We start from the raw sequence: 21,312 nt of genomic DNA on the forward strand, positions 1-21,312 counted from the left end.
TTGGGGGCGGATAATATCATACAGGTTTAGACAGCTAAATCTGTTTTACCGGCCCGCCATTTAAGAGATCTCGGCCCACAACATTGGTAATTTTTGCATAATCTGATGCAGTGCCTTGCGCTCGGCGCCAATGCTGTAACCGTGCGCCAACTTTGCCCCTTGCCACCGGCGGATTGCGCCCAGCACACCACGCCGGGTTTGCAAAGCCTTTAACACTGCTTCCAAACAGGCTTCTGGATCACGTTCACAGCTGCTGATGTTTGCGCCATTTAGGGTATATTCCCGGCTCGCAATGCAATCCGGTACTATGGCCCAGTCCGATAACGCCATTGCTTCTATACCTGGCAGGAAAAAGCCCTCGGTTTTGTTGGGTAAGGTTAAGGTAACCAGACTCCTCGCCATGGCTAAGTGCACTTCTTGCCGCTCCACTGGCTGGCAGTGTAACAGCACCTTCAGGCCCTGCCGGGTGGCCGCCTCAGCCACTTGCTGTCCAAGCTGCGGGGCTTTAGTCGCAAGAATATAAAGCTGATGCTGCTTTTTACATGTCAGATTAGGAATGCGATGCCCCATTTTTACCGTGATGCACGGACCATTTGCATAGGGCAAAATGGCTTGCCTGACTGCTTCGGAAACGCAGAGCCTGACAGCTCTATGCTGAAGAAATGCAAATAATGGGTGCCCGGCATCGCCGTGCCGAACGTGCTGAATCAGGTTCAGGCGCGGCTGACTTTCGTTAAAATGTGGCAGATAGCCCTGCCAGTCCAGTCCTGCAAGAAATACGATATCAGCTTGCTCAGGGCAATATCTTTCCTGATAGGTTACACCATCAATGCCATCAAATAACTTCGTTTGAATCCTGGCACGATTTTCCAACCACAGAGTCGCTGACATATTGTCCAGCGCCAGCATGTGTTCCAAATAGTCCCTGACCTTCTGGTGACCACCGGTATAACCATGATAGCGGCGATAAAAGGAAACTGTCGTAATCGTCATAACTGTGGTTGACCCTATAAAGGTGACAAGTTGCACCAGACCCGCTATGGTATCGGCCTTTTGCCCCCTACAGCAAACAAAGTGTGAAACCGGTTAATTTACATATCATTGGCGTACAAAAAGCTGGCACTACGGCGCTGGCCAGCTTTTTACAGCAACACCCGTCGGTGTATGTGGTGGAAGGAAAAGAAGCGCATATCTTTGATCACCCTGAGTACAGCGCTCAGGCTGCCCCCCAGGATTTTGCCCGTCGCCAGTACCAGCGCCGTATGCAAAACTACCAGGGCCAGCCCATCATTTGTGATGCCACGCCGATTACCGTATATCAACCGACATTTTTAAGAGCATGTTATCACTACAACCCGCAGGCAAAATTTATCCTGATCTTACGCGACCCGGTGGAACGGGCCATTTCCCATTACCTAATGTCGAAACGCACTGGTCAGGAGTCAAGAAACATGCTGAGCGCCTTTGTGCTGGAACCACTGCGCCTCGCCATTGCTGCCAGACGCAATGGGTGGGCCTTTAATTCGCCACTGCGCACCCAGTCCTACCTGCATCGGGGCTTATACCGCAAACAATTACAGTTTCTGTATAATTTGATCCCAGCCACTCAGGTTTTGGTGCTGCGCCAGCAGGAATTGAAGCATGCCCATCAGCAGACCTTGTTGAAAATCTTTAGCTTTCTGGATATTCACCGCCATCCCATTGCGCCTGAAACGGTCTTTGCCGCACCGGAATCCCCGCCAGGCTGGCTGGACAGGCTGGCACGTCGGTATGCCAGGCTCTACTTTCGCCTCAGAGGCGAAAGTGACATTCATTGGCTGCCCCCCGGCAGTTAGAGCAGTTGCATTGACTGGGTTTTACCCTGCTGTTTTGCCAACGCACAGACCAGCAGAGAGTAGAAGTCAGAATCGCTGTAAAGCTCAGCCGGGACCTCAAGCTGCGCTAAGCTGCGCGGGTCGTACCAGAACATACCGTCTGCCGGGCAGATAAACAGGCTGGACGGCTCGGGCAGATCCAAGGCCCTGCACCTGCTTGTCAATGCCTCGACACGCTTTGCTCCTGCCACGCTTGCGGCTTGGTCAGGGTAATAAGGCGGTACCAGCACAGCAATGTTAGAAGGCGCAGTAAACTGTTCATGCACTCGCTCGAGCATGACATCACTGCCAATCAGTCCATACCATTGTGCCAGCAACAAATTATCCAGCTGTCCGGCTGGCGCGCTACTAAAGGTGTGTAACTTAGCGACCGCCTGATAGCCGTGGCAAGCCGTTGTCTGTGTCGATAACCATTGCTGTGGTTCAGATTCCAAATGGACATAACATTCAATGGTCACCTTACCAGGCCAGTTCGCACAAAGTGTCGTGATGTCGGCTCGCAGATCCTCGCAGGTACTAATGATTAAATCAAAACCGTTACGACGCTGCGTGACTAACGCCAACAACAACGCCAGACGCACCGGGTCTTCACTGTGCACATAGACAGCCAGACCACAATGTGGCTTAGCCGCAGGGCTAATAACCGGCAATGCCCGAGAATGCTCAAGTACATTGTTCAGCAACGGCTCGGGCCAAAGTTTGCGCCATTGCCGCTGAATACTCCGGCGAAGGCTGGCTGCCGACGCATCAGACAAACCTTGTGTACCACTATTCAGCCAAGCCCGGTTGTCGCGCAGTAAAAAAGTTACACAAAGGTTGTGCCTGTCAAGCTCCTGGCCGGCCTTGATGTCTAACTGTGTTAAGCTGACCACTTCGTCATAATCCACCGCTGCATAACTGAGCATCGCCAGCGCGGCGTCCTGCAAAGACGTGTCTCCATTCCCCTGGCACTGTCTGGTGTCAAGATGCCGGGCAGCTAGTTTCACCTGTGGATGGGTTGGTGCCAGGTTTTGTGCGGTCGTCAGATAATAACTGCTTCGCTCTGTATCACCCAGTGCATGACTTACCATGGCAAGGCGAGCCAACAATACCGGGCGCTGCGGCGCCAGCCTACTGGCTTCATCAAACACAGCAAAGGCTTTAATCAACAACTTTTGATGATGGTATAAATCGCCAAGACTTACCAAACATTCCAGTTGGTAAGCCATGCGTAATGACTTAAACAGCGCATGTTCTGCCAACCACGGCGCCTTAGCCTTCAGGGCCAGTCCAGCCAACTGCTGGTAGGATTCTGCATGACTAAGTGCCCGATAAAGCAGCACGGCTTCAATAGCAAGTTGTGCCGCTGGTGGTGCCAATGCAGCCAAACGTTGCAACAAGGTTGGTTCATCCAGATGCGGCAGCGCATCTATAAGCGGTAACACCGCTTGCGGACGCTCTTCAGCGGCGCGCAACGAAAAAGGAATAACCTGCGGCAGTTCGCTGTCATCCTGCATGTGCCAATGCGGGCAATCTTCGGTAAACAGTTGCCATTCAGCCACCCGCCAATGACCAGCCTGCACATGCATGGCTCGCAACTTAGCCAACTTGGTTACCTGCCAAAAGCCATGTTGATGTGCCACCTTAGCCAGAGTTTGATACTGCTCTGCAGAAGCAAAAGGGCGGGCAAAGATCTGGTTAAATAATTGCCTTTCCAGCAATCGAGCAGGAATCCTCGCCACAAAGCCAAGCAATTCAGGCCAGGTCAAAGAGCCAAGCTGAAAATTCGCCGAAGATGTCGACGGCGCCGCAACTTCAGCTTTAGTCAATGGCAATTCATTCAGCGGCGGCGCCCCAGCCAGAGTACAACTTGTATCGGGGCGGCGGCTCGGAATATCGGCGGCATCCTGTAAAGCCAGCCATAGCGAGTCCAGTTGATGTTTAAGCGCAGTATCATACATGCCAGCCAGCGTTTGCTCCTGATGCGCCGACATCAGCTGGGAGTTAAAGGCTGTTGGTGTCAGACAAGCGACAGGTAACTGTAACTTATCTGCGAGGGGCGGTGCTTCGAACTGCCCGGTAGCAAACCCTTCCTGGCTTATTAGTAAGCATTTATCCTGGTGCGCCAGATAAAAATCCAGCATGCGCCGGTTTCCTGCCAACCACATGTTAAACGCCAACTGAGGCTCGTGCCAAAAACGATAATTCAGTTTATTAGACTGAATGGGTGCTGTCCCGTTCAGTAAGTGACGTCCGGCGCGGTTTAACAGCGATTGGACAGCGCCGGACCAGTGGCGATAAATCAATACGTAGCGGATATTCTGTTGCCCTGCTACCTGCCAGTCCTTAAGAAAAAACAACGCTCTTGGATCTTTTACCCCACGCAGACCAGTTTCTGCCTGTCTGGATTGTATATAGCGAGCAAGGTAATTCTGTAACCAGTTGGGCTTAATTAACGGGCCATCATCACAGTATTGCCAGTTAGTGCCGTTGATATAAAACAGGCGGTCATGCAGGCGAACGACTGGCATATCCTCTACATGGCCTAAAGGGTTACTGAAACTGGCCCCCATCAGTTCATTGCCCATATGCATGCCGCCTTTGGCTAGACACTGGGCAATCATTGAGGTACCGCTACGGTGAAAGCCGGTACAAAGATAAAAACGCTTGTCAGCCTGCGCCTTATTACTCATAGCATTCCATGGTCATTCAGGATGAAATCAAATTGTCGGGTTAAGCACGTTGTCAAGCGCCTGAACAATATCGGCTTCACTGTATAATCCCAGCTCCGCTAGCCGAACAACAGACTGACGATGGGCAGCCAACATCTGCAACACTTGCGGACTGAACTGGCGGGGTTGAGGGGCTAACGCCGGACGCGACACAGGTGGTAAGCCCATTGTCTGATCTAATACCGCGCCACCACTTGCCAACACGTCTTCGTATCGCACTAACGGTAACTCGTGGCGCATAAACTGCTGTATAAACCAGCGGTAAATCATCAACTGACGTTCAAACACCGAGGATACCTGTTGCAAGGACTGACGCAATGCCGGGCTAAAACGCTCTCCAGCTGGCAACCTGCCGCGGTTAACTGGCAGATCCACTGTCATCCAGGACAACAGCACATCGACAGGATTGCGCACTACCGCAGTCATAGGGTACTCAGCCGTTAAACCTGAGAGTAACGCCGTAAACAAGGCATTTTGTTTCACTACCAGCCGAAACGTACCAGACGCTCTGGCAGGTAATATAACCTGCCCGCGCTGCGCAACAACCTGACGCTTGCCATCTTGCTCCACCAGACCAACAGGGTTCTCTATTTGCAGGCCCCCACGATCACCATGTTCAAAAGGCAGCCCTTGCTCTACAGCCTGACAAAGCTCTGCGATGAGCGTCTTTACTCTAAAAGTCGCTCCAGGGCGCCCCAAGTTCTGGTGCAGTCTGGCGGGATTAATAGGCTCATGCAGGGCAACCAGATCTTCTCGCTGATTAAGCAGTTTACAGCATAAGGTAGTGCCTGAACGGGGAATCCCTGTAATCAGGCTAATAGAGGTAGACAAAATCTTTTACTCACAAAAGGACCATTATTGCTTAAGTAGTCGTCCGGATTGCGCTTCATAGCGGGCAATATGCTTTATATAAGTGTCGCAAAGTTGCAGTAAAACATCTGCAGTTTTTAACGAAAAGTTAGAATACTTAGATACATACTCATTCACCATATTCTGCAGTTCTTGCCAATATTGGCGATTTAACCCAAGAATCATCGTTTCAATATGATTCAACTCAGCAGTCATGGTATCTGAATTAGTGTAAATACCTTCAATATCTATCTGTTTTAGTACTTCAGTAATGATCATTCTCAGTGAAGAGTGATGCTCCTTGCCCGGGAGGACCAGCTTACTTACGTAAACGCTTTTCCCATGTCTGATTACTTTCGGAGGATAATAAGCAGAAAATCCCATGAGATGATTCGGTACATCTTCTACAGGCGACGACGAACAGAGGTTGTCAATTCTCATATTCAATCCAGACCTAGTCTGAATAATAATCGGCACTGTATATACCCAACTTGCTGATAAATCTACAAAGCCATAAACAAGTAAGGTGATTAAAGGATCATCTAGATTGTACTGTACAAAGATTTCACGCCCTTCATCTCCAGGTTGAGAATATGTCACTAAATCTAAATTTTTAGCATCTTTAACGAATCCAGACACTCCCATTCGATGATTGAACAACTCAATAATAGGGATAAAAACTGCCTCATCGCCCTTGCTTGACTTAACTCCAATCTTCCTCAACTCATGTTGAGCCAAAGTAAATATTCTGGACCCAACGAAAGTTTTAATTACAGCATATCCGCTAATAAGTTCTTTCTTATCCGCGTAGTATTGTAAATAAATAGCGCTATCCGACCTGGCGCTAATCAGTTTGTCGAAAAGTGGCTTAAATCCAGCCAATGAAAACAGAGTAAAATATTCACGCCAGTTCGCCAACTTATCACAAGCATTGTACATGTTAACCAATAGCTGCATCAGCTTCTTAGCTTGCGGGTTTAGCATCTGCTTTTTTGTTTCGACAATCAACTTTCCGTCGTCGTCGAGGCTAAACTGATAATCATCCACCAACGGCATGCAGGTCAGAGGCACACCCATACATTTTTCAGTTATATTAGAGGCTGTAGCCATTTGAACTGAAATGTCATTGCCTTCAACGACAAATCTCAAGTCCCGATGAAAAAAAGCCCCATTTTTCTCTAACTCACTGCGTAATTTAGTTACAGCATTTACAATATTAATGTCGTTGCCAATAACACCAGGCTTGATAGCAGATTTTTCCTGAGATATATTGCCTTTTTTGTATTCTACATTGATTGAGCTGTTATCTCTGGCCCCTACATCTCTTAGACGCATCTCGACAGCATTAAACCACTTTTCATGTTGAAATCTATCTCGTAAGTTCTCCAAAAGATCGCTTTCTTTCTTGAATGCATGGATGTGGTGGTAACCATTAAGCGTATTTACAATCTGCTGCTGCTTAATGCTCTGTCTTATCTGTGTACAAATATCTACTGTTACTTTATCTAAATAACTGCACGCTTTATCTATATTTTTATCATTGATCGCCGCTTCAGCAAGATAGAGTGTCGCATCAGTGGTATACTCTTCGACATTGCTCAATGCAGGGGCGTAACATTCAATGGTATTATAATCCTTTACCTCAGCAGCCAGGGATATCAGACCGAATCTTAACTGTGCTCTTTCTAAAGCTTGGGTTGCATTTAGTACTTCTTTTATACACTCTATCGCAGCGTGCCTATTACCCAGTTGTTGATGTACCGATGCCATATTCTCCAAACAACTGTATCTCTTTTCAGCACTGTCAGCCAACTTTAAAGCGGCTTCGGTTTTAAGTAGTGCGAGTTGGTAATTTCCTTCTTGATACAAACATCTTGCTTCAAGCTCTAAACTCTCAAAGCTGGTAAGCTGTGATTTTTGGTTTATTTTTTTAACAATGGAAAGAGCTTTCTTAAACCTACCTTCAGCAACCAGTTCCCTTGCCTTCTGAATCTTATCCTGCACTCTTAAACTCCATCATGCTTTTTACTTTTTATTAGTATACGCTGAAGAAGCGACACACTTAAAAGAAAACACAAGTTAAAAAGACAAAAAAAAGCCCTCAGAAGAGGGCTTTTTTAATATCAACTATTTAATTAGTTGGTACCAGTTACAGACAGAGTCAGAGTGTCGGTAGAACCGTCACCCAGGTTAACAGTCTGAGTAGTGGCTTTGATGTTGCTTGAAGATGCTTCGATCTCAATCACAGCAGCACCACGAGTCTTACCAGTAAATGTTACCAGGTCAGACGCTTTGATAGCGACCATAGTCTTAGCTGGAACAGTACCAGTGGCCATCGCACCTGCAGTTGCAGTTACACCATCTTCCATTTGGAAAGTAGTAGTGTAAGGAGCTGGCACAGAACCATTATTCAGGATGTAAACACGCTGGTTGTAATCCGCGAAAGTGGTCAGGTAAGGGATGGTTACGGCAGTTGTATCATAAACGATAGAACCGATAGTACCTTCAACGCCGGTGTTAGATGCCAGAGATACCTTGTAACCAGTGCTGTTACGTGGGATAACTTCAGAACCACTAACTTCCACACACAGAGTTTGACCAGCAGTAAATGCCAGAGAAGGTGCAGTAGCAGAGGCTTTATCAGCAGCAATGGTCAAAGTGTTGCCAGCGGCAGCAGCAGTACCACAAGTGTTCAGGGCAGACAACCACCAAGTCTTACCAAAACCAAAGTCACCAGTGATAGACGCGGTAGTGGTAGGAGTAGTGAATACGTCAGCTTCTGCAACCTGAGCAGAGTCATCGGCAGCCAAAACACCAGTTACAACTGTCAGGTCAACAGTACCCAGAGCAGCTTTTTTACCGGCAGCAACGTTAGCAGTTGCTTTAAACTCTTTGAATTGCTTGGCAACCAATGCAGTGTTTTCAACACCAGCAAAGGTCTTAGCAATATCTTGACCAGTAGTGAAGGTGTAAGCAGCTAAAGCAGTTTCTTTAACCGCACCAGCTCCACCATTCAGAGCCGCCAGGCTAGCTGAGTTTTCGTACAGTTTGTAAGTAACAGTAACAGGTTTAGACTTATCAGTTACAGTCAAGCCAGTAGCAGTACCGTTGTCAAATGCAAAAGTCAAAACATCAGTTGACTTTGTAGTTGTATCGGTATTGCTGTAACCAAACACAACATAAGACTCTGTTAAAGCACCACCACCAACTTTGGTGATTGCCTTGGTACCAGCAGTAGAGATAGTCAGGTCGCCCGCTTCAACAGCGTTGGTAGCAAACTTGGCATTATCCAACTCGATACGGATGAACATTTCAGAGTTAACAGCGATAGTAGGCAGATTCAAACCTACAGGCACGGTGAAGTTCAACGCAGCAGCGGAAGCAATAGTGCCACCGTTAACGATTGTTTCGCTTCCGTACTTCAGAGCTGTAGTGCCGTTAGTCAGATCCACAGCTGCGTTCGCGCTCATTGTAACTGCAGCAGCAATGGATGCTGCTAAAATTTTCTTATTTAACATGTATAAACTCCTGCAAGAGTAACTATAGTTTTTTGCTAGTCGTGGCGATGCGCCAACAAGTCCATGGTGACCAATCACCAGACCACCCCCAATAAGCTACAACACCAGATTGTAGTAATCAACTCTTTTAAAGTGTAGTTTTATCAGTATTAACACTAACTTACCGATCAAGTTGACGAGCTAAGTTGTAGCATGCCAAAAAAAGCCGTGCAACTATAGTGTAAAATTCCACTTCCCACAATCTCGCCAGGCTTTATTTTCCGTGGCCCACAAGGCATGTGCTGGTTTTTCAGACAACCATTTAACCCGATAAAATTTGTACAAATGTGACAATTTGTTGAAATTTGCGGTTATTAAAAAAAATATGTGGGGATTAAATGCCACACCCATACAAGCGGCTAAAATATAACCCTTTGGGTAAAAGGCCGGGCATTTTTTGTCCCTCGTTCAATGCTAAGCCGGTAATCAGTACCTGGTGCTTTTACGCTGAGCACAAATCGGTCGCCGCCCAGCGGTGAATAACGATCTTCAGACTCCAGTAACAAAGTCGGCTCTATCTTGTAGGCGTCCTGATAGTGCACCACCCAGTCACCCGCGGCCCTGGCAGCAGCGACTTTCTCTGCGGATGCCGGCCATAGCACTTGCCATAAGGATAAGGGCACGGCATTAATATTTAACTGTGGAGAGCGTCTGAGACTGCAGTGCCCTAGTATGGCAGGATGCTTTTCAATGACTGGCGGCCAGCGGTCAACCAAATACAGTTCCGCGCATTGCTGTAACAGGAAGTTGGCAGGCGAACGTTTACCCAAACGCTCATAATCCCGGCGCTCCGCGCCACCAGCCCGGTGCCAGTCGTCTGCATCGGCGTAATCTGCCAGCCTGTCGGTCAAAAATGCCTGTTCAGTATTGCTGTAACCTTTATTCTGCAACCAGCGCTTCAGCCAATACTGAAACGCCGAATTCACTGGCAGCAGACCATTCTCATTTTGAATACTGAACTGGATATTTCCTTCCTCATAGATGAAGCCGTCTGTCCGCCATTCGTCCCCGCTGATACGCTGTATAAACTGGCCATCCTCATTACGCTGCAACCCTTGTTGATTGCTGCCCTGGCTGATACCCGCCACGGTAAGTCGCTGCGTCGCCAGTAAATAGATAAGTTCATTGGTCTTGGCATAGGCCGCTGCACCATCGGTAAATTGTTGCCGAGCCTGTTCCGCCAGTTGCAAACGGTTATCCATTATCAATGCCGCCGATGCCAACAGTGTTACCAATACCACCGACACCACCAGAACCGCCAGTAAGGCTGCGCCACTTTGCCTGGCCCGACTAACCGCCAAAATCATACTCTCCGAATATGGGCAACTCCGGCGGTATATCAGCCTGTACCGGTCGACCAGGCACTGCCAGTGCCCAAACTTTGCCAGCGACTCTGACGCGCACAGCGTCAGGCAAGCGGGCTTGTTGCGATGAAAAATCGTTTTGCCATTGCGTGTCCAGCAGATAATCAAACACAGCATTGTCAGAAAAACGTTGTACGGTTACCGCTGAACCTGGTTGGCCCAATGCCTGCCACTGCAACAACCAGCCACTTTCTCCCGGCACAAGTTGCCAGACCATGGGCGCCGGTATGTGCAACGAATCATCGGGGCGAGCGGCGCTGACAAACTCAAATCGTTGTGATGTTCCAACCGCATTGGCCTTAAGCGGGTGATACATTAATGCCGCCCTGATACTCTGCTCAAACCAGTCGACGGGGAGGTTGGCACTGGACTGACTCAGGTCTTTGGCACCCAGTCGCTGAAAATTCTGCCAGGTGGATTGCAGGCCCTGTGCCAGTAAAGCCGTAGTCATAGACAGAATCACTAGCACCACCAGCATCTCAATCAGGGTGAACCCCTGTCCCGAGCGACAAAGCAAATCAGCCCCCTCTGTTGTCTGCCTGGAGCGCATCACTGACTTAGCCCTGGCAATTCGGCATACGCAGGATCACGCCATTGCTTAACGATTCTAGTGCTCATTCTGGAAAGGCTTTGGTCTTGGTATTTTACCTCGGCCTGAATTTCAAACAGCGTCACAATCCAGGCGGGCTGACGCCGGTACCTTTCCTGGTTAGACTGACGCAAAGGAATAGCCTGCCAATCCACCACATAGTCCCCTATCTGATATATTCCTGCCCGGGAAGCCTGCATATCCTCAAGTTCAAGGTAATGGGTAAATTGCTGAAACACCCCGGGTAACGCCAATGCGTGCTGGATACGAGAGGTCGCGGTGGCCGCTGAACCGAACCACCCCCACACAGCACTAAAAACCAGCGACAACACCACCAGCGCAACCAGTGCTTCAAGTAAAGAAAAGCCTTTGCTATTCAACGCTTCGTGCTCTTAACTCACAAAATGGTGGTAGCACATCAAACTGAAAACGACGTGGCCCTTGTACTATGGCAACGCGGCCGCCCAGGCAATAGCCGTTAGCCAGCACGGATACCGGCTGTTCAATTTGCAATTCGACGTCAGGCATGGCCAGATCCTTAGCGCTGTGAATTGATAAGCTCTGCCTTTGCTGGCTGGCCTGTATTGGCAACAACAACAGCCGGGAAGCCAGCTCTGCGCGTTCGGTGGCTGCCTGGCGGGACGCCATCCAGGCTTCCAGCCCAGGCGCGGCAACGGCTGATATTAACCCCAGCAACACCAGGGTAACCAGCAGTTCCACCATAGTGAAACCTTGCTTAGTTAACCGGGAAATAGCCAATCTCGGCATTTATGCCATCTCCGCCTTCAACGCCGTCAGCGCCAAGACTATAAAGGTAGTATCCCTGCTCTGCCCCGCTGTCCAATCGATATTGGTAGGGTTTGTCCCAGGGATCCAGGGGGACAGCTTCGTCAAGATAAGGACCAGCCCAATAGTTTTGCGCATCGCCAGGCGCGCTGCGTAAATCGTCCAGCTTTGCAGGGTAACGCCCCACATCCAGACGATACGTCTGCAATGCCATTTTCAGCATTTTTACCTGGGTTTCGGCGGTGCGAACTTTAGAGCTATCAACCTTGCCAAAAAATTGCGGACCAACCAGTCCCGCCAGCAATCCAAGAATAACCAGCACCACCAACAGCTCGATCATGGTGAAACCACGCTGTTTATTGTTTTTCATTTGTACTCCCAGTATTTAAATTGCAATATCAGTTGAGGCCGTAATCGCCAAAACTATGCCAAGAATCATCACGCCAATTAACAGACCGACAATCAGAATAGCGACAGGTTCCATCAACGTCAGCACCTGCTTCATACGCCGTTTACATGAACTATCATGCAATTGTGCAACGGCCCTTAGCATTTGCGCCAGTTGTCCGGTCTTATCTCCGACAGATACCAGGTTTAGTGAAGTGCCTGGAACCAGACGTGACCTTTCCAGGGCGTCAGTGAAACTGATGCCATCCTCCACATCTTTGATCATGGCCTCTGCCCGTCTGCGCCTGCGGCTAAAGTTGCACGATGCAGCAGAAAGACGTAACGCCGTTATTAAACTAACCTTCGCCATCAGCATTGCGGAACATAATGATGCCCAGCGTGCAGCGTCCTGCTCAGCCAGCCAGGGGCCAATTACAGGGGTTTCGACCAGCAAGTCCATTATCTTACGCCGCACGCCAGCATTGGCAAAGATCCCGCTCCCAAGCAGCAGTATGGCTATGATCACAGCCAAAATAATACCTGGCGATTCATTCGCATAGCGCCCGGCTGAGAGCACCAGAAAAGCCAGCGCAGGCAGCTCTTTGCCAGCATCAAGCATATGGCTGAATTTCGGTACAACAGCAAAGAAAATAATCAGCATAGCCCCGATGCCTGATGCAATTAACACCATAGGATAAGTCAGTGCGCTTTTAATATCGCCACGCACAGCCTGATCGTAATTCATTTGCTCAGAGGCATTTGTAAGGGCCTGGGCCAGTTGGCCACCAACCTCACCGGCACTCACCAGGTGTGCTACATAATCAGGAAAAGGCAGTGTCGACTGCTTAATAGCCGCAGAAAAACTCTCCCCGCCCTCTATTCTACTGGCAATGGCCATAAATCCTTTAGCCAGATTGGGGTGTTCATCGTTCTGAGCCAGCGCCCTGACCGCATCAATCAGTGCAACCCCCGAAACTGTCAGTGTCGCCAGTTCCTGCAGTGGAAGCACAAGATCGGCAGTTTTGACCTTACGGCCACGCTTTTTGGACGGCACAAATGCTTCCACCTCGAAAGCATCAATACGTTTTTCTGCAAGTTGCCTGACGCCTTCTGCCTGACTGACAGCTTCAATATCGCCTTCAACTCTTTGGCCTGTTGTTCGGTCTATGCCCCGGAAGTGAAACTTCATGTATCCGCATCATCCATACTGCATACCCGTAAAACTTCTTCAACGCTGGTGATTCCTCTTGAAGCTTTCAGTAACCCATCTTCCAGCAACGAGCGATTTCCAGAGCGGCGCGCCAACTCACGAATATCATTTACCGGAGCACCACGGGTAATAAGTTCTCGCATAGCAGGGGTAACAGGAACCAGTTCATAAACACCAACTCGCCCACGGTATCCACGGCCCTGACAGGCTTTACACCCCACAGGTTTGCGCCAATCCCCTCCGGCCGCCTCAGTGGCGAGAAAAGTCGGTGGCTCGGTCGGCTCAGCACAGCTTGCACACAGTTTGCGTACCAAACGCTGCGCCTGGACGCCCTGAATAGTGGCAGCCACTAAGTAAGGTTCAACGCCGATATCAGCCAACCGGGGGAAAACCGAGCAGGCATCATTGGTGTGCAAGGTAGACAAGACCAAGTGGCCGGTCAGCGACGATTGAATAGCAATGTCAGCCGTTTCTTTATCACGAATCTCCCCCACCATGATCACATCGGGGTCCTGACGCAAAAACGTTCTCAGTGCTTTGGCAAAAGTGTAACCGATATCCGGCCGGGCCTGAACCTGGGTAATACCCTCAACCTGATATTCAACCGGATCTTCAACGGTGACGATCTTCTCCTGCCCGGTACGAATATCCGCCAGCAAACCATACAGCGTGGTGGATTTACCCGAGCCGGTGGGCCCGGTCACCAACACAATACCATTACTCAGGCTCCCCCACTGACGAATCAACTCGAGATGGTCTGCTTCAAAACCAAGATTGTCGAGTGTGAGCTCGTCTCTTTTCTTAGGGAGTAAACGCATGACAATGGATTCACCATGCACATCTGGCGCAGACGACACCCTGACATCAAATTCCCTCTTTGCCATTCTGGTTGAGAATCGGCCATCCTGAGGTAAACGGCGCTCTGCAATATCCAGTTGCGCCATGAGTTTGATACGTGAAGCAATGGCAGCAAAGCGTCCCATCGGCTGTTGCATAAACTCCACCATACGGCCATCGACCCTGAATCTGACCAGCATAGACTGCGCCCCCGCCTCAATATGAATATCAGAGGCTTCAGCTTGAATGGCTCGCTCCAGAATGCTATTGACTAAATTGATCACCGGCGCTTCTTCTGCCAGCGCCATCACATCAGTATTGTTGCGACCAAATAGCTCTGAAACAGCACGTTCACGACTAACATCATCGGCTATGCTGGCAGCCATAGCGGGTGTCAGCAAATGCACAGCCATTTCTTCCTCACCCGCAACATGCTGAATCACGCCAAGCGCGAAACGATCGGTCGGGTCGACACAATAAATCTGCAACAGGTCGTCTTGCTGACTAACAAACACATTCTGATCGAGACACCAATCTATGCTCAGTCCCAAACGCTGGCACTGTGTCAATATTTGATGGGCGGGTGGACAAAGCGCGACACTGGCAACCAACGGCCATTGAATAACCGTTGCCATGGCTTCCCACAGTGAATCTTCGCCTCCCATACCGAGCCGCGATGCAGCCTCAATAAAAGAGCATTTTAGTTCCGCGGCACTATTTTGCACCAGGGTCACCTGTTCGTCGCCAAGCACGCCCTGCTGAACCAAATGGGTAGACAAGCCAGTATCCAGTTGACTGGAATCTATGTAGATATGGGCAGCCAAAATCCTGCATGCCTCCTGAGTCTTTGTCACTTTGCTGGCAACTGAGTTGCCATTAAGAAGCGATTAACCTATTGACCTAATTCGCGTATATTACACCACTGACGTTTTGGAAATGAAGTGAATTTAGATTGCACAGCATGCCCTTTGAAACATTTAACACACAACTGAATAAGATGATAACCGGGTTGGAACGCTGGCTATGGCCCTCCCGTCGGCAGGGCGACTGTAACGTTAAAACCTTGTTTATATATAAAGAAGTACCAAAACAGCTCAAAAGCCACGAAGTTGATGCCTGGGTGGCATTGCAAATTAAAACCCAATGCCCCTTTGTAAACGGTTATCACTTTAGCTACATGAGTGCTCAGGGATTGCACCTGTGGTTTTCAGCGACAGCCTTCAATGGCCCTCCTGAAACAGCCATGCAATCACCTTTGTCAGACGGCTCACATCTGGTCAAAGGGGCTACTTTTTACTACGCACAACACTGGGTTAAAGGAAACATGATAAGTTGTGAGATTGTCAGCGAAGGCAATTCCGGTGCGGTTTTACTAGATGATCAACAACCATGGGCAATGGAGTCAAAGATACGCCGCAGTCTGACAACGCCACTGGGGTGGTTCTGGTGTTTCAGCGCTTTACTGCTCTGCATACTGACTTGGTATGGTGTCGGCATGCTGACTCTGGCCTTGCAGGAAAAAAGCCTGCAGGCTGAAACGCAAACCCTGTCTGACCAGGTTGGTGATAAGTTACAGAAACAGAGCCAATTGCAAAGCCAGCAATTGCAGGTAGATTTTATTGAAAACTGGCTACTGCAATATGGACAGTTGCCCGAGAGCCTGGGAATGGTAGCTGATAAAGTCAATCAGCAAGGAGCCTGGCAGGTACGACAGATAAATTGGCAGAATGCCACTCTGGAGCTCGAACTTAGTGCCGAGAATCTCGATATTGCCAGCCTTGTCAGTGAAATTGAAACCTTACCTTTTATGCAGCGGGTGAGTATCCGCCCTTTCACTGCTGGCGGTGCCTGGATTATTGAGGCGAAGTCAAAATGACCAGCACAAAGAACGAACTATCCACAAAGCTGGCTAAGGAGCTGCATAACAATCCACGACTGCAATGGTTGCTCCTGGCCGTCGCAGTTATCATTGCATTGTCACTCATTAAGAGCATGGTCGATAGTCTCGCTGAGCAGAGAGGACAGATCCAGGGCCAGCTCAATTTATTGGCCAGGCTGCAACATAGTGCAAGCAGTGAAACGGATCCTGAACAGAGCCAACGCCTGGCAGCACGGCTTAGTGAACTGCATGACCGTTTGCCTGTTGCACCGTCTGCCAGCGTGGCGGAGGCCAAAGCGTTAGCTGAGGTAGAAAGCAGTATCGGTTCGATGCTGGGGCGAAAGCGTTTGAGTCTGATCGGGTCTGAACCGCTAACCGTCGGACAACAAACCTATTGGTCAGTACGGGTGGATATTGCCGGACAGTTACCAGGGCCTGATTATATAAGGCTTTTGTCAATGTTTGACAATACTTCAGGTTACCGACGAATCGCTTCTTTGCAGTATTCCCCTAAAACCTCAGACAGTCTCAGTCTGGTGGTTGATCTGCTATACAGGCAGGCAGGCAATGAATAAGCGTTTATTAACTACCGCAATGGCAGTGCTTTTTGGTTCAGGTCTGCTGGGTGCTCTGCAGGGATTTCAGCAACCGGAATGGAAACAACCAGGCCAACATGCCGTGGACACCAATGCCCCACACTACCTTGACTATGCTTGGCAGCAAGCAATATCCAGCATTCCGCAATTTTCCCCCCCTGAAGCTGAGAAACCCGCTCAACAGGAAGAACATCCACTTCAAGCCGTTACTATCGAAGATAGCCTGCTGATAGCGCTGGTAACAGACAACCCCAGTTCCATACTAATACAAGCTCCCGACAGTTCTAACCCGCAAAGCTTGCAATTGGGTGAAAGCTGGCTTGCAGACTGGGTTTTACACGAAATAGGCAAAGACTTTGTTGTCTGGCACAATACTGCGTCAGACCAGTTTTATACTCAATTCTTATTCGGCGTTCCAACAGAGGCGAACGTAGAAAGCAACAATAGTTAGCGGAAGTGCATCACTTTATGTTTAAGAACAGCTATAACCTATCGCGCATTTACCATGCATTTCTAATTGCCGCAGTGTGCAGCAGCCTGGCCAGTTGCAGTAGCTTCAAAGGGCCTGCATACCAAGTTGCTGAGCAGGACAATGAGATATTCACGAAGCCGATGCGTGAGCCCAAAGCGTTACCGCAGGATCCCAGCTCAACTCTGAGTCAATCCTCTGAATCTGCCAGCAAGGGAATGAGTGTTAAGGCGGCGCCCAGGTTGAATGTCGATGAGGCTCAGGAACAAGCCCAGGAAGCGGTTGTTCCAGGCCTTAGTGACCAACAGATCAGCCGACTGGCCTTTAACAATATGCCAGTGGGAAGCTTTATTAATGAAGTTTTTGCCAACCAACTGGGCCTTAACTTTGTTATTGAGCCAAGCGTAAAAAACGCACCAGACCTGGTAACCATGCGCATTACTTCCAGTATCAGTCAGAAAGAACTGTACCGGCTTGCCATTGCAACCCTGAGATCTTACGGCATATTTACCTATATGAAGGAAAGTGCGCTGGTATTTGATTTTTCCGCCAATGCCAGTGCAACAGAAACACCCCTGCTGGTCAGTGGTCGCGCCTTACCGGAAGTCCCGGCCACTACCAGGCCGGTCTTCTACGTACATCCCCTTATCGCAACAACCACGCCAATGGTCAGAAGCTGGATAACACAAATGTTTTCCCAGGCAGAATTGGATATCAAAGAAGATCCAATCCGTAATGCTCTGATACTGCAAGGAAATCGACGCACAGTTGAGCAGGCTCTGGCAGCGGTACAGTTGTTAGATCGCCCCAGCATGGATGGAATGTACAGCCGGGTTGTGCGACCAGACATTTCGAGTCCAAGCGATTTAGCTAAAAATCTGGAAAAAGTATTGTCTGCTCAGGGATATGCCGTACGAATTGGCGAAGGCAATACAGCCATTCGCCTGCTGCCACTGGACTCGACAGGACAACTTGTCATATTTGCGCGCAACTCTGCTACCTTGACACATATACTGGAATGGGCAAAAACGCTGGAAACTGAGCAGTATAATGTGGTTGAGAACGGGCTTTTCAGCTATCAGGTGCAAAGTACCCAGGCCGAGCATATTGTTAAGGTGCTAAACGGTTTAGGCGTGGCCAATTACAGTGCTCCGGTCAAGGATGAACAAAGCAGCACGTCAACAACTTCCCAAGGTGCCAACAATACCAGGGTCACTCGAACGTCAAACGAACAGGCCCGCGGACAGTACGCAGTAGACGAACACCTAAACACCATATTGTTTAGCGGCAGTGGCAAGGACTGGCTAAAGACATTACCGATAATTAAGAGCCTGGATAAACCAGCCCCTTCGGTGATGGTGGAAATTATACTGGCAGAAGTGGCACTGGATGATACGGAAAACAGCGGTATTGATTGGATCAGAAAAGCAGCCAACGCATCGGCTAGCGGAAACCCCAATACCCTGATAGACATTAACGAAACAGGTTTAAACCTTACCCTTAATAGTGCTGGCATAACCAGAGCCGTGCTAAGTGCATTTTATAAGAACCAGAATACAACCATTCGAGCCAGGCCCCGTATTATGGTTAAGAGTGGTGGGGAAGCCACCATAGAGGTGGGCGATGAAATTCCGGTGCTTACCTCCAACAGCCAATCGACTACCAATAGCGATGCGCCAGTAATTCAAAATATATCGTACCGCGACACTGGTATTCTAATGGAAGTAAAACCTACTGTTCATGCCTCAGGCTATGTGGATATTGAAATTAGTCAGGAGCTTAGCGAAGCCTTGGGCAATGCCACCAGCGAGATAGATTCGCCTACGGTATCTAAGAGACGTATTCAAACAACGGTTTCGCTGCGCGACGGTGGCTCAGTGTTACTCGGTGGGCTGATTCGCTCAACCTCAACGGTTACTGATACTGGGGTGCCTATGCTTGGCAAGTTGCCATTACTGGGCAAACTGTTTCGCAATGATAACGAAGAACGTAAACGTACCGAACTTATGATTATGGTCATCCCTTACGTACTGAGCACGCCACACGAAGCCGAAGCTCTTACTGACGAGCTACAACGGGCCAGAATGGACGATTTATCCAAGAACAATTAATAAATACCGGGTTACGCTCACTCCAGGTTGTGTAACCCAACTTGATGTTGCCTGTATGGAGAGTAGTATGAAATTTAATGCAAAAAAACTGTTAGCATTACCCATGGCAATCGTAGCGCTGCCGATAGTGGCCCAACAGCCAGATATCAGTGGCTTCGACTGTGCCGACGAGGTTTTGGAGATTGTTCACCTGTTGGGTCGTGGCGAGACACCGGCACAATTTGTTCCCGCGGACGTCCAAACGGAGTTGAATCGACAGCATCAGGGCTCTGAGCTAAAATCTATCCGTTGCACCGACGCCCCCGAACTGAAAGCCTCAACGGCCGTAGAAGAAGGGACCGAAAAACAGATTCTGACCAGCCTGTCTATGACATTTCCTGTCGAAGCCACTGTGTCGATCAATGGTCAAACAGTATCACTTAAGATAGACCAGCAATACCTGGCAGAAAATCTCGATCAAGCTGAAGGTCGAAAAGTCACGCAGAAGTTTATTGTCAAACAGTAACATGCACGACAGGCCCGTTAATGGGCCTGTCTATAAAATTTCGGATTTACACTTAGCTAACGCAGCCGCTTCCTGTAGCCCATTTTGCCTGAAGATACTTTGCAATACTTCCCGCCACTTAATTGCACCTAGCCCGATCGAGCAGGTTTATGCACACCGAAACAGGCAACAAGGATATGTAGGTGTTTACTTACCAGCAGTGATTGACACCAGACATCTGGAAACATTCAAATTTACTTACAATTCAATAGGTAATCACTGCAGCTTATGGTTAGACAGTGGTCGGGAATTCCCATAGCCTACCAGAGAATTCAATCAAATGGAGTCGTAACTACATGAAGTATAAGGCTATATGTCTCGGCCTTGGTATGGCACTCGGATCTTCTTCACTTCCTATTAATGCTGCAGAGAAAGCCATTTGGTATTTTCCAAATGCATCCCAGGAAGTCAGACAGGGATTTATTCGAATCGTAAACGAATCCAACAAGGCAGGCACTGTTACTCTGCTGGGAATCGATGAAACAGGCAATACCAGTGAATCAGTGACATTCAGTATTGCCGCGAAAGAAACCATCAGCCTCAACTCTAATGATCTGCAAAATGGTAACGCTCAGAAGGGCTTATCGGCAGGTATTGGCGAAGGCACTGGCGATTGGAGGTTGGTAGCCAAGAGTGACCTCAATATTGCGCTGTATGGCTACATGCGCACAGCTGATGGTTTCCTTACGAGTATTCACGATATTGTTACTCATGAAGGTTCGGTGTTTGAAGTACCCATGTTCAATCCCGCATCAAACACAAACCAAGTGAGTCTGCTTCGCTTGAGTAACATCGAAAGCACGGATGTTACCGTAGACATTACGGCGATAGACGATGCAGGCACGACAAAGGGGCCCATCTCGGTGGCCATTAATGCCGGGCACACCTTGGAACTCAGTGCCCAGGACCTGGAAAAAGGGAACGGAGCGAAAGGTCTAAACCAAGGACTGGGAGACGGAACGGGAAAATGGCGTTTAAGCGTTTCGAGTTCAGCAAACATCAGACTGGTTAGCCTGCTTTCTGATCCCAAAGGATATTTGACTAATCTGTCATCCAAATCCAACGCCAAAGCCAAGTTCACCATCCAATCCGACAACTTTGAAAATGGCGACCTGATCCCTAAAGCACAAGCATGCCCTGAAATGGGCGGCAGCAACATATCACCTCATTTATCCTGGAACAATGCTCCTTTCGGTACGGCGGGTTTTGCTCTGGTAATGGATGATGAAATATCGCCCTGCGGCATTGGTTCTCAGGCTTGCCAACACTGGAATGTGATGAACGTGCCAGCTGGAACGTTAGAGTTGACGGCAGGTATGAGTTTTGCGAACACCGGCATGGTTGAAAACCCAGATAAATACTATGGCCCTTGTCCTCCGAATAACCACTCGTACAGTATTACGGTGTATGCACTGGACAAGAACATGCCGACGTTGGCAACATCTGACCTTGGTACCTACGGTTTAAACCGCGCCGAGTTCGAAGCCCAGTACAGTAACTACATTCTGGGACGAGCCACCTTAACTGGCCAATATCGGTAATCAGGCAC

General features: G+C 49.0%; 19 protein-coding genes. 7 read left to right on the top strand and 12 right to left on the bottom strand.

The genetic code is table 11. The features are described from left to right. Positions 1-60 precede the first annotated feature (60 nt). Positions 61-993, bottom strand: coding sequence for a glycosyltransferase (locus CSR04_RS21170; protein WP_102798335.1), 933 nt, complete (start codon positions 991-993; stop codon positions 61-63). An 83-nt stretch (positions 994-1,076) separates the two neighbouring features. On the opposite strand from CSR04_RS21170, the gene CSR04_RS21175 reads away from it, so the two are divergent. After that, positions 1,077-1,835, top strand: a complete 759-nt coding sequence (locus CSR04_RS21175) for a sulfotransferase family protein (RefSeq protein WP_102798336.1) — start codon at positions 1,077-1,079, stop codon at positions 1,833-1,835. On the opposite strand, the gene CSR04_RS21180 is transcribed toward CSR04_RS21175, so the two are convergent. The 11 genes from CSR04_RS21180 to CSR04_RS21230 form a co-directional block, all read right to left on the bottom strand. Continuing rightward, positions 1,832-4,546: a hypothetical protein gene (locus tag CSR04_RS21180; protein WP_102798337.1), complete on the bottom strand. Its 2,715-nt coding sequence runs from the start codon at positions 4,544-4,546 to the stop codon at positions 1,832-1,834. The two genes, CSR04_RS21175 and CSR04_RS21180, sit on opposite strands and share 4 nt — an antisense overlap. Before the next feature lie 27 nt (positions 4,547-4,573). Further along, on the bottom strand, positions 4,574-5,416 hold the full coding sequence (locus CSR04_RS21185) for a sulfotransferase (protein WP_102798338.1): 843 nt from the start codon (positions 5,414-5,416) through the stop codon (positions 4,574-4,576). A gap of 24 nt (positions 5,417-5,440) precedes the next feature. Next, positions 5,441-7,438, bottom strand: coding sequence for a tetratricopeptide repeat protein (locus CSR04_RS21190; RefSeq protein ID WP_102798339.1), 1,998 nt, complete (start codon positions 7,436-7,438; stop codon positions 5,441-5,443). Between the two features lie 131 nt (positions 7,439-7,569). Further along, on the bottom strand, positions 7,570-8,952 hold the full coding sequence (locus tag CSR04_RS21195) for a hypothetical protein (protein WP_102798340.1): 1,383 nt from the start codon (positions 8,950-8,952) through the stop codon (positions 7,570-7,572). 398 nt (positions 8,953-9,350) lie between these two features. Continuing rightward, the gene (locus CSR04_RS21200) at positions 9,351-10,298 is read right to left on the bottom strand and encodes a type II secretion system protein GspK (RefSeq protein WP_102798341.1); all 948 of its coding nucleotides are present in this window, start codon (positions 10,296-10,298) and stop codon (positions 9,351-9,353) included. Then, complete coding sequence (locus tag CSR04_RS21205) at positions 10,282-10,905, bottom strand: PulJ/GspJ family protein (RefSeq protein WP_102798342.1); 624 nt, start codon at positions 10,903-10,905, stop codon at positions 10,282-10,284. Before CSR04_RS21205 ends, CSR04_RS21200 begins: the two co-directional genes overlap by 17 nt. After that, positions 10,905-11,324 (bottom strand): prepilin-type N-terminal cleavage/methylation domain-containing protein, encoded by a 420-nt coding sequence (locus CSR04_RS21210; protein WP_102798343.1) that lies wholly within the window; start codon positions 11,322-11,324, stop codon positions 10,905-10,907. Before CSR04_RS21210 ends, CSR04_RS21205 begins: the two co-directional genes overlap by 1 nt. Further along, positions 11,317-11,712 (bottom strand): prepilin-type N-terminal cleavage/methylation domain-containing protein, encoded by a 396-nt coding sequence (locus CSR04_RS21215; RefSeq protein WP_102798344.1) that lies wholly within the window; start codon positions 11,710-11,712, stop codon positions 11,317-11,319. The genes CSR04_RS21210 and CSR04_RS21215 overlap by 8 nt, the downstream gene beginning before the upstream one ends. After that, positions 11,681-12,100 carry a type II secretion system major pseudopilin GspG gene (gene gspG / locus CSR04_RS21220; RefSeq protein ID WP_102798345.1) on the bottom strand — a complete coding sequence of 140 codons (420 nt, stop codon included), beginning with the start codon at positions 12,098-12,100 and terminating at the stop codon, positions 11,681-11,683. Before gspG ends, CSR04_RS21215 begins: the two co-directional genes overlap by 32 nt. 15 nt (positions 12,101-12,115) lie before the next feature. Continuing rightward, a complete protein-coding gene (locus CSR04_RS21225) occupies positions 12,116-13,306 on the bottom strand; it encodes a type II secretion system F family protein (RefSeq protein WP_102798346.1) in 1,191 nt (396 codons plus the stop codon). Beyond that, entirely contained in the window at positions 13,303-14,988 is a 1,686-nt protein-coding gene (locus CSR04_RS21230) for a GspE/PulE family protein (protein WP_245921804.1), read from the bottom strand. The genes CSR04_RS21225 and CSR04_RS21230 overlap by 4 nt, the downstream gene beginning before the upstream one ends. 137 nt (positions 14,989-15,125) lie before the next feature. On the opposite strand from CSR04_RS21230, the gene CSR04_RS21235 reads away from it, so the two are divergent. From CSR04_RS21235 to CSR04_RS21260, 6 genes are all read left to right on the top strand, one after another. Continuing rightward, the gene (locus CSR04_RS21235; protein ID WP_102798347.1) at positions 15,126-16,040 is read left to right on the top strand and encodes a hypothetical protein; all 915 of its coding nucleotides are present in this window, start codon (positions 15,126-15,128) and stop codon (positions 16,038-16,040) included. Further along, positions 16,037-16,618 (top strand): hypothetical protein, encoded by a 582-nt coding sequence (locus CSR04_RS21240; protein WP_102798348.1) that lies wholly within the window; start codon positions 16,037-16,039, stop codon positions 16,616-16,618. Before CSR04_RS21235 ends, CSR04_RS21240 begins: the two co-directional genes overlap by 4 nt. Further along, positions 16,611-17,090, top strand: coding sequence for a hypothetical protein (locus tag CSR04_RS21245; protein ID WP_102798349.1), 480 nt, complete (start codon positions 16,611-16,613; stop codon positions 17,088-17,090). The genes CSR04_RS21240 and CSR04_RS21245 overlap by 8 nt, the downstream gene beginning before the upstream one ends. A gap of 17 nt (positions 17,091-17,107) precedes the next feature. Continuing rightward, positions 17,108-19,219 (top strand): type II secretion system protein D, encoded by a 2,112-nt coding sequence (locus CSR04_RS21250; RefSeq protein ID WP_102798350.1) that lies wholly within the window; start codon positions 17,108-17,110, stop codon positions 19,217-19,219. Between the two features lie 67 nt (positions 19,220-19,286). Further along, positions 19,287-19,724 carry a hypothetical protein gene (locus CSR04_RS21255; protein ID WP_102798351.1) on the top strand — a complete coding sequence of 146 codons (438 nt, stop codon included), beginning with the start codon at positions 19,287-19,289 and terminating at the stop codon, positions 19,722-19,724. A gap of 335 nt (positions 19,725-20,059) precedes the next feature. Then, the gene (locus tag CSR04_RS21260) at positions 20,060-21,304 is read left to right on the top strand and encodes a YbhB/YbcL family Raf kinase inhibitor-like protein (RefSeq protein WP_102798352.1); all 1,245 of its coding nucleotides are present in this window, start codon (positions 20,060-20,062) and stop codon (positions 21,302-21,304) included. The last annotated feature ends 8 nt before the right edge of the window (positions 21,305-21,312 follow it).

Origin of the sequence: Bowmanella denitrificans, from assembly GCF_002887595.1 — a bacterium.
In the GTDB taxonomy this organism is placed as follows: domain Bacteria; phylum Pseudomonadota; class Gammaproteobacteria; order Enterobacterales; family Alteromonadaceae; genus Bowmanella; species Bowmanella denitrificans.